The organism is Amycolatopsis sp. NPDC051903, assembly GCF_044452505.1.
Classification (GTDB): Bacteria; Actinomycetota; Actinomycetes; order Mycobacteriales; family Pseudonocardiaceae; genus Amycolatopsis.
On record NZ_JBITBT010000039.1, the window covers coordinates 57,162 to 71,180 of the forward strand.

Sequence of the window (14,019 nt, forward strand, 5' to 3'; positions counted from 1 at the left end):
CTCAGCGGATGGCACGGTGCGCTGTCGGGCTAGTGGGAGAGGACCGCGCCGCCTAGGGTCGAGCCGCGTGGCTCACGGCCTCCCCGCGAGGCCCCGGCCGACGACGGTCGACACAAGGAGGTGTCGGATGGCCGCCCGTCCCGAGGACGTCCCGCCCGAGGCCCCGGTCCGCCTCTCGCGGTTCCCCGTGCTGGGCACCCGTGACCTGGAAGAGGCCAGGGACGCGGTCACGCGGATCTACCTCGACCACGACCTCACGGTGCCCGGCGACCGGCTCGCCATGACGCTCAACGCGACCGCCGACCGGATGTTCACGATCGGCTACCTCAGCTACGCCGCGTGCGCGAAGCTCGTGATGCCGCCGACGGAGGACTGCTACCACGTGAACCTGACGCTGGGCGGGCGCACCGACGCCGACCGCAGCGACGGCGACCGCGCCACGACCCGCGCGCGGACGAGCGGCGTCGTGCTGCTGCCCGACCAGCGCAACACCGTGCGCTGGTCACCCGACGCGGAGCAGCTCATCCTCAAGATCCCCCGCCGGAGCCTCGAAACCCATCTGGCCGAGCACCTCAACCGGCCCGTGGCCGAGGTGCTGGACTTCGACTTCGGCGTCGACCTGACCACCCCGGCCGGCAGCACCCTGCTCGCGTCGGTGGAGTTCTTCGCCCGCGAGCTCGACCGGCCCGGCGGCCTCGCGGACATGCCGATCGCGCGCGAGCAGCTCGAGGCGTTCGTGATGACGCAGCTGCTGCACGCCGGGCACCACCAGTTCAGCGACGACCTCACCGCGCCCGCCGACCCCGTGCGCCAGAGCCGCCTCGGGCCCGTCATCGAGTACCTGGAGTGCCACGCCGACGAACCGCTCACGCCGCAGGAGCTGGCGCGGGTCGGGTGCATGAGCGTGCGCACGCTGCACGCCACGTTCCAGCAGGTACTCGGCGAATCGCCGATGAACCACCTGCGCCGCGTCCGGCTCGACCACGTGCGGGCCGAGCTCCTGCGCAGCGACCCGGCGCAGACGCGCGTCACCGACGTCGCGCTGCGGTGGGGGTTCTTCCACCAGAGCCGGTTCGCGCAGCAGTACCGCGAACGGTTCGGTGAGCTGCCGCGCGAGACGCTGCGGGCGGTGTCGGCCTGATCAGCCCGCCGTGATGCCGTAGGCACCGCGGTGGAACAGCAGCGGCGCCCGCGACGCGTCGGCGCCCAGCGCGTGCACGCGGGCCGCGACGATCGTGTGGTCGCCGCCGGCGTACTCGTGCTCCAGCGTGCAGTCGATCCACGCCGCGACGCCGTCGAGGATCGGCGCGCCCGACGGAGCCGGCCGCCACTCGACGCCCGCGTACTTGTCGGCGCCCGAGCGGGCGAACGCGGTGCTGAGCGCGGCGTGGTCGCCGGCGAGGACGTTGACGCAGAACCGCCGCGCCGCGCGGATCTTCGGCCAGCTCGTCGAGCTTCGCGCCGGCGCGAACGACACCAGCGGCGGGTCGAGCGAGAGCGAGCTGAACGACTGGCAGGTGAAACCGGCGGGGCCGGCGTCCGCCGCTGCGGTGACGACCACGACGCCGGAGGCGAAGTGCCCGAGGACCTCCCGCAGGCGGGTGGGCTCGACGTGGTCCGGCTCAATGCTTGCCGGGTTGTCGCAGGTCCGCTTGTCGCTCGTCCGGTTGTTCATGCGCCGCAACGGTAAGCACGCCGGGCCGGTGGCGACAGCCGCGGACCGCGGCCGAATAGCCGCCCCGCGAAGCGCGTCGCACAACGGACATTCGCGTGCGGGCAGCGGCTATCCCGGCCGCGGCCGCGCTCGTACCGTCACGGCGAACCGACCCCGAACCGAGGAGCCCGCGATGACCCGACCCGGTCTTCCTTCGACGGTGGCGGTGCAGCGCGCCGTCGCGGCGCTCGCGGCCGGGCGCATGGTCGTGGTGACCGATGCGGCCGACCGCGAGAACGAGGGCGATCTGGTCCTGCCCGCCGCCGCGGCCGACGCGGAGCGCCTCGCCTTCGTCGTGCGGCACACCACCGGCATCGTGTGCGCACCGATGACGGGCGAACGCGCCGACGCCTTGCGACTGCCGCCGATGGTCGAGGACAACACCGACGCCCACGGCACCGCGTTCACCGTGACCGTCGACCACGTGTCGAGCGGCACCGGGGTGTCGGCTGCGGACCGCGCCACCACGTTGCGCGCGCTCGCCGCTCCCGGCACCCGGCCCGGTGAGCTGCGGCGGCCGGGGCACGTGTTCCCGCTGCGCGCACGGGACGGCGGGGTGCTCGTGCGCGCCGGGCACACCGAGGCCGCCGTGGACCTGCTGCGCCTGGCGGGGCGCGAACCCGTGGGCGTGATCGGCGAACTCGTCTCCCCCGACGGGTCGATGTGCCGCGGTGAGCGGCTCACCGCGTTCGCCGCGGAGCACGACCTGCCCGTGCTCGCGATCGCGGACCTCGTGCGCTACCGCCGCGCCACCGAACGGTTCGTCGAGCACGTCGCCACGTCCGCGATGCCGACGGTGTTCGGCGAATTCCGCGCCGTCGCCTACCGGTCCACCACCGACGGCACCGAGCACCTCGCCCTCGTGCACGGCGACGCGGCCGCCGCGAGCCGCAGCCCCCGGGGAGCTCTCGTCCGAGTGCACAGCGAATGCCTCACGGGCGACCTCGTGGGGTCGTTGCGTTGCGACTGCGGCGCCCAGCTGGAGCAAGCGCTGCGGGCGATCGCGGCGGAGGGCGCGGGGGCCGTGGTCTACCTGCGCGGCCACGAAGGCCGTGGAATCGGGCTGGCGCACAAGATCCGCGCCTACGCGCTGCAGGAGACCGGCCTCGACACCGTCGACGCCAACACGGCTCAGGGCCTGCCCGTCGACTCCCGCTCCTACGGCGTCGGCGCCCAGATCCTCGCCGACCTCGGCATCACGCGCCTGCGCCTGATCACCAACAACCCCGCCAAATACGGCGGCCTCGACGGCTACGGCCTGGAGATCGCCGGCCGCGTGAGCCTCCCGCCCGCGGCGACACCGCACAACCTGCGTTACCTCCGGACGAAACAGCAGCGGCTCGGGCACGCGCTGACCGTCGACGAGAGCACCGGCTGACCCGTCACGAAACCCCGGCCGCCGGCCGTTTCCGCGCACGGACCGGGTGAACGGCACCACCGCGACAGTGCGCGAAACCGGGAAAGTCCGAATAGCGCGCCGGACCCGCTCACGCCGCGCCCAGTCCGGTGAGCACCGCGCGCACGTCGGGACGGCGGCCGGTGCCCAGGCGCGTCACCGCGTACACCTTGCGGGACACGGGATTCACCAGCGGGTGCAGGCTCACCGGGGCGTGGGCCTGCGGCAGGGCCATGCGCGGGATCAGCGCGACGCCAGCGCCGCCGGCCACGAGCGCGGTCAGCACGGAGAAGTCGGTGGCCTCGGCGACCACGTCGGGCACGAACCCGGCCGCACCACAGGCGCGCTGGATCATCTCGTGGCACGAGTACTCCTTCGACGGCACCAGCCACGGCGCGGACGAGAACCGCGCCAGCCGTACCTTCTGGCCTTCGGCGAGCCCGCGCGCTTCGGCCAGCGCCGGTGGCAGCGCGAGCAGCACCGGGTCGTCGGAGAGCGGGTGTTCTTCGCAGCGGACCGGCGTTTCGCGAGGCAGCAGGTTGTAGCTGTGCACCACGGCGACGTCGGCCTCCTGGTGCAGCAGCGTCGCGATCGCCGACTCCGGCTCCTGCTCCACGAGCCGCAGCGCCACCCCCGGCAGCTGCGTCCACAGTGGAGCGATCAGCCGCCGCGCCGCGGACGGGAACGCCACCACCCGCACGGTTCCCGCGCCGTCGGAACGCAAGGCGGCGAGGGCGGACTCGGCGGCGGCGAGATCACTGAGGATCACGTCGGCGTGGGACACGAGCAGCTCGCCGGCCGCGGTCAGCACGAGCGTGCGGCCGCGCCGTTCCAGCAGCGGGGTGCCCGCCTCGCGTTCGAGCGCCGCGAGCTGCTGGGACACGGCGGGGCCGGTCAGGTTGAGCGCCTCGGCCGTGGCGGCGACCGTGCCGTGGTGCGCCAGCTCGTGCAGCAGCCTCAGACGGCGGACTTCCAACATAAGCCGAACTTCCCGATCTCGGAGCAAAGACTAACTGGATCTACCGCATCCTAACGCCCAGACTGGCCCGGGTGAACACCGCGAAACCCTCACTGGCCATCGGCGGCACCGTCGTCCTGTGGGCGTCCGCCTTCCCCGCGATCCGCGTCGGTCTCGACGGCTACGGCCCACTCGGGCTGTCGCTGGCGCGGCTGGTCGTGGCGTCGGTCGCCCTCGCGATCGCCGCGCCGTTCCTCGGTGTGCGGCTGCCGCGGGCGAAGGACCTGCCGCTCATCGCGCTGTGCGGGCTCACGGGGATGACGGCCTACCAGGTGCTGCTCAACTGGGGCGAGGTCCACGTGCCGGCCGGCACCGCGAGCCTGCTCGTGGCTACCGCGCCGGTGTTCAGCGCCGCGCTCGCCGCCGCGTTCCTCGGCGAACGGCTCGGCGCGCGCGGCCTCCTCGGCAGCGCCGTGGCCCTCGGCGGCTCGGCGCTCATCGCCCTCTCCGGCGGCGACGTGCACTACACGAGCGCCGCCTGGGCCGTCCTCGCCGCCGCGCTCGGCCAAGGCGCGTACCACTTCTGCAGCAAACCCCTGCTGCGCCGCTACTCCGGGCTGGAAGTCGCCTGTTACGCCATGGGGACCGGCACGCTGTTCTCCCTGCCGCTGCTCCCCCAAGCCCTCCACGGCGTGGCGACCGCGCCCGCGGGCGCCGACGCGGCCGTGCTGTACCTGGGTCTGCTGCCCTCGGCGCTCGGGTTCGTGCTGTGGGGCTACGGGGTCGCGCGCCACACCGTCACCGCCGCGACGTCGGCGCTCTACCTCGTGCCGGTCGTGGCCATCGGCGTCGCCTACGCCTGGCTCGGCGAAGTGCCGACGCCGGCCGAACTCGCCGGCGGGGTGATCAGCGTCGGCGGGGTCGTGCTGATCACGGCCCGCCGCCGGACGCGCCGCGGCCCGGCGGCCACCCCGGAACCGGAGGCGGTCGCCGAGCCGCGGTGAAACCCGGTCAGTCCGCCCGCGACGCCGCCGGAACGGGAGTCACGTACGCCGCGAACTCGCCGAGGCCCGGCAGGCGGTCGAGGGCCCAGCACTCCTTCACCAGCCGGTCGGTCACCTGGTGGCCCAGGGCCGCGTCGCCCGCCGTCACGAGCTTGTCCTCCAGATCGGCGTCGGTGAGGGGCGCGGCGGGCGTGCCCTTGTTCTGCTCGACGGCCGAACGCAGCTCCGTGCGGTCGTGCAGCGTGATCCGCAGCAGGCACCCGCGTTTGGTCACGGCCTCGTCGGCGACCACGGTGACCTTGTCGCGCAACGCCGTCACCACCGGGTCGGCCACCACCGCGTCGGTGAACTCCGCCGGCCCCGCGTGCCGGCGGGTCAGCGCGGCGGCGACGCAGTGCGCCGTGCTGAACTTCGCCGCCGCACCGGTTTCCGGCTGGGCGAGTGCCGTGACGGCCGCGGCGAACCCCGCCATCCGCACCTCGATCGCCGCCACCTCGGCCGGGTCGACCGGCTCGAGCGCCAGCACCGCGTCGATCGCCGGGTGGGTCAGCGACGCGCTCGGGTACAGCTTGTGGCCGTTGTCGAGCACGTGCCAGTGCGTGCCCAGCCCCTCCGTCAGCAGCTCCGGGTACGGGCGCGGCGTGATCGCGCGCAGCAGTCCCCGCTCGCCCTCCAGCGCGGTGTCGGTGGACGTGAACCCGTTCTCCGCGAGCAAAGCCGCCAGCACCCCGTCCATCGCGGCCTTGCCGGGGTGCATCGCTTTCGTGTCGCTGCCGTACACCTCGCGTACGCCCGCGGCCTGCGTCGCCGCGCAGCCGAGGGCGTGGGTGGTCTGGTCGGCCGAGAGCCCGAGCGCGTTGGCGGCGGCCGCCGCGGCGGCGAGGTGCCCGGCGGTGCCGGTGACGTGCCAGCCGCTCTCGTAGTGCTGCGGCCCCGCGGCGCAGGCGACCCGCGCGCCCACCTCGAACCCGGCCACGTAGGCGGCGACCAGCGCCGGCCCGGCCAGTCCGCGGGCCTGGCCGATCGCGAGCACCGCGGGCCACACGCACGCGCCGACGTGGATGGTGGTGGCACTGGGGTTGTAGACGTCGTCGTAGTCGAGCAGGTGTGAGGCGTAAGCGTTGGCCAGCGCCGCGAACGGCGGGCTGGTGCGCAGCGTGGTGCCGACGACGGTGCACGGCCCGTCGCCGCCGACCGCGGCGACGACCCCGCGCAGCTTCGCCGCGGCCGGTTCCCCCGACCCGGCCAGCGCGGCGGCCGTCCAGTCGACGAACGCGCGCCGGGCGTGGTGCACGACCTGCGCGGGCAGCGACTCGGCGGTGATCGAGGCGCCGAACGCGGCCAGCTCGCGGGACCGGGTGAGGGTGGGTTCGGTGGTGGTCACTTGCTCCCCTGGGGCAGTCGGGCGACGAGCGGTTTCATGGTGCCGGTGAACGTCGCGATCTGTTTCTTCAGCGCGTCCCCGGTGACGAACCGGGTCACGTTGCCTTCGCTGCGCATGTAGTCCTGCCAGGCGGGGGTCTTCACGAGCTTCGCGAAGATCCCGACGTAGTAGTCCACCGCCTGCTTGTTCATGCCCGGCGGGCCGGCGATGCCACGGAACTGGAGCTGCTGCGGCAGGCCCGCGGCCGAGAGGCCCTGCTCGGTGACCGTCGGCACGTTCGGGTAGTTCGGCGAACGGTGCGCGCCGAGCACGCCGATGATCTTCAGCTGGTGGGCCGAGACCTGCTCGGAGAAGTCGGACTCGGCGCCGATCATCATCTGCGCGTCGCCCCGCAGCAGTGCGGTGATCCGCGGCCCGCCGTCGGCGAACGAGAGGTACTTCCACGAGGTGCCGGCGTCCTTTTCGTACTTCAGCGCCACGAGGTTGTCGACGGACGAGTTGGCCCCGCCGACCTGGACGAGCCGGCCGGGTTCGCGTTTGGCGTCGGCCACGAACTCGGCGAAGGTCTGGTAGGGCGAGTTCGCCGGCACCGCCACCACCTGCTGTTCCTCGGCCAGTTCGGCGATCGGCGTCAGATCGTCCAAAGTGGCCGGTGCGTCCGCGGTCGCCATCCCGCTCACGACCCACTTGGACGTGAACGCGGCGACCACGTTGGTCTTCGAACCGCGCCCGGCCATGTAGGCCATGGCGCCGAGACCGCCGCCCTGCGGTTTGCTGATCACGGGCCAGTTGTCGTCGATGAGCTTGGCCTGCTGCGCCATCTTCACCAGTTCCCGGGCGAAGACGTCGCTGCCCCCGCCGGGCCCGGTGTCCACCACGAACTGGATGTTGACCGGTGTTCCGGAACTCGAGTTGCCGAGGTGGCAGCCGGACACCGCGCCGGCGACGAGGGCCAGGCCCAGCACCGCCGTCACGGCTTTGCGGACGTGCATCAGCGTTCCCCTTCCGAGACGGTGACGAGTTCCGCGCCGGGGGCGGCGACGGCGAGCGCGGCCCGGCGCTTGCGCTGCCGGCTGATGACCGCGAAGAGCACCACGGCCACGGTCACGCCGAGGATCGCGGCGGAGACCGGGCGCTGCACGAAGATGAGCGGGCTGTCGTCCGACAGCGTCAGCGACTGCCGCAGCGTGAGTTCGGCCTGCGGCCCGAGGACGAACGCCATGAGCATCGGGGCGCTCGGGATCTCCAGCTTGCGGAACGCGTAGCCGAGTGCGCTGAACCCCAGCAGGAGCCAGACGTCGAACATCGAACCGCGCACGCTGTAGGCGCCGACGATGGCGAGCACCAGGATCACCGGGTACAGCAGCCAGTACGGGATGCGCAGGATCTGCACCCACATCGGGATAAGCGGGAGGTTGAGAATCAGCAGGGCGATCGTGCCGAGGTAGAGGCTCGCGATCACCGGCCAGCCGATCTCGGGGTGGTCGGTGAACAGCAACGGCCCGGGCTGCACCCCGTAGAGCAGCAGGGCCGCGAGCATCACCGACGTGCTGGCGCTCCCGGGGAGTCCCAGGCTCAGCAACGGGATCATCGCGCCGCCGGACTCGGAGTTGTTGGCCGCCTCCGGTCCCGCGACCCCTTCGATCGCGCCCTTGCCGAACAGGTGCTTGCGCCGCGACGTGTTCTTCACCAGCGCGTAGGAGACGAACGAGCCGATGGTCGACCCGCCGCCGGGTACCGCGCCGACGAAGAACCCGATCACGGAGCCGAGTGCGATCGCCAGGCGCGAGCGGCGGAAGTCCTCGCGGTTGGGCAGGTAGTCGCGCAGCCGCCGCGGCGCGACGAACGACGTGGTGGCGCTGCGCTTGCGCTGCAGGTTCACCAACACCTCGCCGACCGCGAACAGGCCGAGGGTCACCGTCAGGAACTCGATGCCGTCGTAGAGGTCGATGCTGCCGAACGTGTAGCGCTGGGTGCCGGTGAACAGGTCGACGCCGACGGTGGCCACGAGCAGGCCGGCGACCATCGAGATGAGGCCCTTCACCGGCGATTTGCCGGCCATGGTCACCACGAGCAGCAGGCCGAAGAGCATCAGCATGGCGAACTCGGGCGGGCCGAACTTCACGGCGACCGCGGCCGCGGCCGGCGCGGCGAACGTCAGTGCGATCACGCCGACCGTGCTGGCGATGAAGCCGGAGATCGCGGACATGCCCATCGCGGGCCCCGCGCGGCCTTGCTTGGCGAGCTCGTGCCCGTCGTAGCAGAGCACGACCGACGACGTCTCGGTCGGGATGTTCAGCAGGATCGCCGTGGTGGCACCGGCGAACTTCGCGCCGTGGTAGATGCCGGCCATCGTGATCAGGCCGGTGGTGGTGGGGAGCTGGAGGGTGAGCGGGAGCAGCACCGCGAGCGTCGCGGCGGGGTTGCCGAGACCGGGCAGGATCCCGATCATCGTGCCGAGGATCGCGCCGATGATCACCCACAGCAGGTTCATCGGGGTCAGCGCGGAGGCGAACCCGTCGAGGAGGTTCGAGAACACGGACATGTGTCGTCCCTTCGGTTCGTCAGATCCCGAGCACGCCGAGGTCGAGCAGGGAGACCGGCAGCTGGATGGCCAGGAGGTCGACGAACAGCTCGTACAGCGCGATCGGCACCGCGATCGCGGCCACGAGCGGGAGGACCCCGCGCCGCCGTTCGACGCCGAAGAACAGGACCAGCAGCAGCACGACCGAGGTCACGACGAACCCGAACACGGGCATCACGGCGGCGGCCGCGGCGAAGGAAAGCCAGACCAGCGCCGGTTTCGGGATCCGGCGCAGCCCTCTCGGTGGCGGTCCGTCCTCCTCGGCGACGGCCGCTTTCGCCTCTTTCTCGACTTGGCTCACCGCACCGCCGACGGCTCGCACCTGAACTTGCTGCGGGCGGGTGCCCTGCACCGCGAGCACCCCGCCGAGCACCACGAGCGCGGCGGACAACGCGATCGGGAAGAACCCCGGTCCGAGTCCGCCGTCGGGCCCGAAGAACCCCATGCCGAGCGCCGGGATCAACGCACCGACACCCACTACCGAGACGACAACACCGGAGACAACTTCGGCTCTGCGCACTTCAGTCCTCCATTGGACAGAAATGATGTCTGCAAGACGCACAGACTAGGAGCCGGTTTCCAGGCGGTCAAGACCACCGCGGCGGCCGGGGCGGGCCACCAGCGGGGGCCGAAGATCAGTCCGAGAGCTCGCGGAACTCGTCGCGGACTTCCCGCAGGGCGCGCACGATGTGGGTCTCGATCCGGGAGTTGAGCCTGCTCACCGGCACCGCCACGGCGATCGCCGCCACCGCGTGGCCCGCCTTGTTGACCAACGCGATCGCGACGGAGCCCACGCCCTCTTCGCTCTCTTCGGAGTTGGTGGCGTAACCGCGGGAGCGCACCTCGTCCAGCGCGGCGTCGAGCGCACGCATCGAGCGCAGCGACTGACCCGTCTGCGCGTCGAGTTTTCCCTCCGGGTACAGCGCGTGCACGTCTTCTTCGGGCAGCGCCGCGAGCAGCGCTTTGCCGGCCGACGTGCAGTGCGCGGGCAGCACCTTGCCGGTGCGCGCGGCGACGCGCAGCGCCCGGTCGCACTCGACCGAATCGAGGAACCGGGCCTGGTTTCCCTCGAGCGTGACCAGGTGGATCGTCTCCTCGAACTCCTCGGCCAGGCGCACGAGGAAGGGCCGCGCTTCGGCGCGCACGTCCATGTTCTGCACCACGGCGAGGCCGATCTCGACGAGCGTCGGCCCCGGCCGGTACGTGCGGCTTCCCTTGTCCTGGCGCACGAAACCGTGGTGCACGAGCATCGCGAGCAGCCGGTGCGCGGTGGAGTGCGCGACTCCGAGGTAGGCGCACGCCTCGGTCAGGCGCACCGACTTGCGCTCCCGGAAGAGCAGCAGCAGCCGCAGGGCGTTGTCCACCGACGAGATCGGGTAGCTCGGCGTGGCCGGAGCCTCGTTTTTCTCCATAGCAGACATCATAAGGATTTTCTTCTATCAACGCGACACCTTCCCTTGACCCGTGTCGCGTGCCGCCCTAGTGTCGTCCACATGTCCGCTCCGTGGACAGCGTTTCTTACATGAGGACATGGAGGACTGATGAGGATCCGGCACATGGGCATCGTGACCAAGGACCTGGAGAAGGCGGCGACCTTCTACGAGAAGGTCTTCGGCTTCAAGCGTCTCGGTGACGTGCGGACACCCGGACACTACCCCGGAAAGGCGCTCGACCTGTCCGACGGCGAGGTGAACTACTCCCTGCTCTGCCCGGACGAGCGCATCGAGACCGCGCCGTGGGCGCAGGGCACCCTCGGCCCGAACCACATCGGCGTGGAGATCGCCGACACCGCGGCCGTGGTCGACTCGCTGAAGGACTTCGGCATCGAGATCTACGGCGAGGACAAGGAGCAGTGGCCGCCGCGGTTCTTCAAGTTCCTCGACCCCGACGGCGTCGAGATCGACGTGGCGACGCCGGACCGCAGCTGGAAGTTCTGACCGCCTGAGGCCGGCGACGCGATCGGGGGATCGATGACGGGGTCCGCGCACGGGCGTCAGTCCTCCGATCGGCGCTGGCCGGCGGTGTTCCTCGCCTTCGCGAAGATCGGCGCGACGTCGTTCGGCGGCGGCAGCGCGACCATCGCCGCCATGCGGCGCACGAGCCTGCGGCGCGGCTGGCTCACCGAGGACGAGTTCCTCGACACCGTGGTGCTGAGCCGGCTGACGCCCGGCATCACGATCCTCGCGCAGGTGCTGCTGATCGGCCGCGCCGTAGCGGGCACCGGCGGCATGGCGGCGGGCCTGCTCGGGCTGATGGCGCCGTCGATCACCATCACCATCGCGCTCGCGTGGGGCTACACGCGCGTGGCGGACCTGCCCGGCGCGGCCGGTCCGCTCGCCGCGGTGGCGGCGGTCGCGGCCGGGTTCGCGATCGCGCTGGCGCTGCAACTCGTCCGCGACGTCCTGCGCCGCGGCCGGGTGCTGCGCGGTGTCCTGTGTTACGGCGCGTTCCTGGTGCTCGCCCTGCTGATCGACAACCCGCTCGTGCTGATGGGGATCGCGGTGGTGGCCGGGCTCGTGGCCCCGCAGCTCTTCACCACCGGCCACAGTGGACAGACCGGCGACGGGGAGGGCGCGCCCGGCGATGCGGATTGACCAGCTCTTCGTCGCCGTCCTGCTGGCCAGCCTGCTCGGCTTCGGTGGACTCGGCTCGCTCCCGGTGCTGCGCGGCCAGCTCACCTCCGCCGCCGTCTCCCCCGACGCGCTGATCCTGCACTCGCTCGCCGTCGGCAACATCAGCCCCGGCCCCAACGGGCTCTACCTCGTGGTGATCGGGTACTTCCTCCACGGCCCACTCGGCGCGCTGGTGGCGTTCGCCGCGGTGCTGCTGCCGCCGATGCTCGTGCTCGTGCTGGACCGCGTGCGTTCCCGCCTGGTCCACAACAGACGGTTCCACGCCGTGCTGCAATCGCTGAGCCTCATGGTCATCGCTCTGCTCACCGTGTCCAGCGGCTCGCTCGCGGTCCACGCGACCACGGGCTGGGTCACCGGCGCCCTCGTCGCCGCGGGCACCGGCCTGCTCCTCACACGGGTGCCGTCATGGGTGGGCGTCCTGCTCGCGGTGGGCGTCGGCTTCTTCCTTTCCTGAGCGCGGGTTCAGCGCCCCGGGTCACCGCGGCCACGGCCGCCGCTGTCGTCGGAGCCGCGTTGCTCATCGCCGGGTTCCGGCGCGCGGGTGGCCGAAGAGGTGTGCGGGTTGTCGTCGGACGGAGTGGCGGCGACCGCGGTGACCGGGGGCGGCGGCGGGATCCAGAGCGGCGCCGGCGCGGTGGCCGCGCCGCCCGGCTCCACGAGGACCACACGGCACCGCCGCCCCAGACGATCCCGGCCGCGGCGCAGGCGGCCACGACCACGCCGGCGAGCGCGCCCGCGACTTGCCGGCGGCGCGGGGCGCGCGGACCGGCGTCAGCGCGGGTTTCGAAGACCACGGGCCGCGGGTCGGGGCGTCGGGCATGCCGTCATCGCCGCCGCCGGGGGGCCGCCGGGCGCCACTGTCCGGAGGTCCTAGTACCCCGCCCGGAGGTGAACGCCGTCCTAGGATTGGGCACCGTCTTCGAATTGACCACTGTGCCGTTGCGCCCATGCGCACCAGCGAGCCCTCCAGCACGTAGCGGCGGATCGCGGCGTCGAAGCCGGTCAGTGCCGCCGGGTCGCGGTTCACCACCGCCGCGTCAAGGCGCGGCTCGACCACCCGCGGGCGGCGACGGACGTGGTCTGCACCGCCGGCTGGGTGGCCTGGGCCGCACCCGCTTCCCGCGCGAGGTGGGCGATGAGCCCCGCGAGCGCCGCCACTCCGGCGATCGTGAACCGGGCCGGCAGCCCGGCCGGGGACGTGGTCCGCGCCCGCGCCAACGGAGCACGGTACCCGCCGGGACGTCCCGTTCGGCCCCGCCTCACCGGGCGCGTCCGAAGGTCCACTGGCGCCCCTCCCCCGCGCTCACCGGGCGCAGCGGATCGTGCGCTCAGCGCGGGATCCGGTCGGCGTAGCGGGAACTAGGCCGTTTCGTGGCCCAGTCGTTGCGCCGGTCCGAGGCCCCGCGCGGGCCGTTCGCCGAGCCGTCCGCGGCGGTGATTGCCCAGCGTAACGGCCGGAAGTGGGCGGTCTGCCCCGGTTTCGGCCTGGTCGTGAGCGTCTCTAAATGAGACTCCGGCTCTCCGGGGACAGCGGTATACCGAGCGATGTGCCACCGCGACGACCAGGCACAGTCCGGATGCCCAGCCAGGGAGCCCGCACATGACCACCCTCGATGCCAGTGCCGAAAGCATTCCTCGCGTACCTGCCCAGCACACCGCGGAGGCCGCGCCCGAAGCGGCCCCGGCCGCCGACCCGATGATGGTCGGACTGCCCAGTTTCGTCGTCGGATCCGTCGCGCTCGGACTCGTGCTCATCGGGTACGTGCCGGCCGCCGCGGTCGGCGCCTCACTCGCCATCATCATCGCGGCGACCGGCATCGGTCTGCTCGTCGCGACCATCTGGGCCGCCGCACTGGGCCAGAGCGCGGTGGCGGGCGTGTTCGCCATCTTCGCCGGGTTCTGGCTGAGCTACGCCCTGCTCGTGCTCGGCCTCACCCACGTGTGGTTCGCCATCGCCGTCGAAGCCGCCATCCACACCCAGGGGGTCTTCCTGATCTCGTGGCTGGTCATCGTCGGCATGCTGACGCTCGCGACACTGCGGCTGCCCGTTGCGTACACAGCGCTGTTCGCCCTGATCGAGGTCGCGCTCGCGCTCGTGCTGGCCGGCACCCTCAACGGGTCGGCCGACCTCCTGATGGCCGGCGGCATCGTCGTGCTCGTGTTCGCCGCCGTCGGTGTGTACCTGTTCTTCAGCTCTGCGTCGACGGCCACGGGCGGCAAAGCGCTCCCGCTCGGCCCGCCGCTGGTGCACTGAGCGAAGTGCGTCACACGTGCCCCGGAGTCCGCGACTCCGGGGCACTTCCACGCGCGCGGCGTGCGACGATCGCGGTCCCGGCCACGAGACAC

16 protein-coding genes are annotated in these 14,019 nt (G+C 72.2%); 7 read left to right on the forward strand and 9 right to left on the reverse strand.

The window, feature by feature from the left end:
- Positions 1-127 precede the first annotated feature (127 nt).
- Positions 128-1,141, forward strand: coding sequence for an AraC family transcriptional regulator (locus ACIA77_RS43075; protein WP_395891941.1), 1,014 nt, complete (start codon positions 128-130; stop codon positions 1,139-1,141).
- Here the strand turns inward: ACIA77_RS43075 and ACIA77_RS43080 are convergent, their stop codons facing one another.
- Complete coding sequence (locus ACIA77_RS43080) at positions 1,142-1,675, reverse strand: flavin reductase family protein (protein WP_395891942.1); 534 nt, start codon at positions 1,673-1,675, stop codon at positions 1,142-1,144.
- 172 nt (positions 1,676-1,847) lie between these two features.
- Here ACIA77_RS43080 and ACIA77_RS43085 point away from each other — a divergent pair, with 172 nt between their 5' ends.
- Positions 1,848-3,092, forward strand: a complete 1,245-nt coding sequence (locus tag ACIA77_RS43085; RefSeq protein WP_395891943.1) for a bifunctional 3,4-dihydroxy-2-butanone-4-phosphate synthase/GTP cyclohydrolase II — start codon at positions 1,848-1,850, stop codon at positions 3,090-3,092.
- Between the two features lie 109 nt (positions 3,093-3,201).
- Here ACIA77_RS43085 and ACIA77_RS43090 read toward each other — a convergent pair whose 3' ends face one another.
- On the reverse strand, positions 3,202-4,089 hold the full coding sequence (locus tag ACIA77_RS43090; protein ID WP_395891944.1) for a LysR family transcriptional regulator: 888 nt from the start codon (positions 4,087-4,089) through the stop codon (positions 3,202-3,204).
- Between the two features lie 71 nt (positions 4,090-4,160).
- Here ACIA77_RS43090 and ACIA77_RS43095 point away from each other — a divergent pair, with 71 nt between their 5' ends.
- Positions 4,161-5,072: a DMT family transporter gene (locus ACIA77_RS43095; protein WP_395891945.1), complete on the forward strand. Its 912-nt coding sequence runs from the start codon at positions 4,161-4,163 to the stop codon at positions 5,070-5,072.
- 7 nt (positions 5,073-5,079) lie between these two features.
- Here the strand turns inward: ACIA77_RS43095 and ACIA77_RS43100 are convergent, their stop codons facing one another.
- The 5 genes from ACIA77_RS43100 to ACIA77_RS43120 all read right to left on the reverse strand — a co-directional run bounded on the left by ACIA77_RS43100 (position 5,080) and on the right by ACIA77_RS43120 (position 10,452).
- Positions 5,080-6,456 carry an MmgE/PrpD family protein gene (locus ACIA77_RS43100; protein WP_395891947.1) on the reverse strand — a complete coding sequence of 459 codons (1,377 nt, stop codon included), beginning with the start codon at positions 6,454-6,456 and terminating at the stop codon, positions 5,080-5,082.
- The gene (locus ACIA77_RS43105) at positions 6,453-7,448 is read right to left on the reverse strand and encodes a tripartite tricarboxylate transporter substrate binding protein (protein WP_395891948.1); all 996 of its coding nucleotides are present in this window, start codon (positions 7,446-7,448) and stop codon (positions 6,453-6,455) included. The genes ACIA77_RS43100 and ACIA77_RS43105 overlap by 4 nt, the downstream gene beginning before the upstream one ends.
- Positions 7,448-9,001, reverse strand: coding sequence for a tripartite tricarboxylate transporter permease (locus ACIA77_RS43110; protein WP_395891949.1), 1,554 nt, complete (start codon positions 8,999-9,001; stop codon positions 7,448-7,450). The genes ACIA77_RS43105 and ACIA77_RS43110 overlap by 1 nt, the downstream gene beginning before the upstream one ends.
- Positions 9,002-9,020: 19 nt before the next feature.
- Entirely contained in the window at positions 9,021-9,560 is a 540-nt protein-coding gene (locus ACIA77_RS43115; RefSeq protein ID WP_395891950.1) for a tripartite tricarboxylate transporter TctB family protein, read from the reverse strand.
- A 115-nt stretch (positions 9,561-9,675) separates the two neighbouring features.
- Positions 9,676-10,452, reverse strand: a complete 777-nt coding sequence (locus ACIA77_RS43120) for an IclR family transcriptional regulator (protein ID WP_395891951.1) — start codon at positions 10,450-10,452, stop codon at positions 9,676-9,678.
- 129 nt (positions 10,453-10,581) lie between these two features.
- On the opposite strand from ACIA77_RS43120, the gene ACIA77_RS43125 reads away from it, so the two are divergent.
- From ACIA77_RS43125 to ACIA77_RS43135, 3 genes are read left to right on the forward strand one after another with little or no spacing between them, the layout of a single operon-like run.
- A complete protein-coding gene (locus tag ACIA77_RS43125) occupies positions 10,582-10,977 on the forward strand; it encodes a VOC family protein (RefSeq protein WP_395891952.1) in 396 nt (131 codons plus the stop codon).
- Positions 10,978-11,010: 33 nt separating this feature from the next.
- Entirely contained in the window at positions 11,011-11,634 is a 624-nt protein-coding gene (locus ACIA77_RS43130; protein WP_395891953.1) for a chromate transporter, read from the forward strand.
- Positions 11,624-12,127, forward strand: coding sequence for a chromate transporter (locus ACIA77_RS43135; protein WP_395891954.1), 504 nt, complete (start codon positions 11,624-11,626; stop codon positions 12,125-12,127). The genes ACIA77_RS43130 and ACIA77_RS43135 overlap by 11 nt, the downstream gene beginning before the upstream one ends.
- 8 nt (positions 12,128-12,135) lie before the next feature.
- Here ACIA77_RS43135 and ACIA77_RS43140 read toward each other — a convergent pair whose 3' ends face one another.
- Together ACIA77_RS43140 and ACIA77_RS43145 are read right to left on the reverse strand one after the other, a co-directional pair.
- On the reverse strand, positions 12,136-12,339 hold the full coding sequence (locus tag ACIA77_RS43140) for a hypothetical protein (protein WP_395891955.1): 204 nt from the start codon (positions 12,337-12,339) through the stop codon (positions 12,136-12,138).
- Between the two features lie 357 nt (positions 12,340-12,696).
- Positions 12,697-12,891, reverse strand: a complete 195-nt coding sequence (locus ACIA77_RS43145; protein ID WP_395891956.1) for a hypothetical protein — start codon at positions 12,889-12,891, stop codon at positions 12,697-12,699.
- 382 nt (positions 12,892-13,273) lie between these two features.
- Between ACIA77_RS43145 and ACIA77_RS43150 the strand changes: the two genes are divergently transcribed.
- Positions 13,274-13,927 carry a GPR1/FUN34/YaaH family transporter gene (locus tag ACIA77_RS43150; RefSeq protein ID WP_395891957.1) on the forward strand — a complete coding sequence of 218 codons (654 nt, stop codon included), beginning with the start codon at positions 13,274-13,276 and terminating at the stop codon, positions 13,925-13,927.
- Positions 13,928-14,019 lie beyond the last annotated feature (92 nt).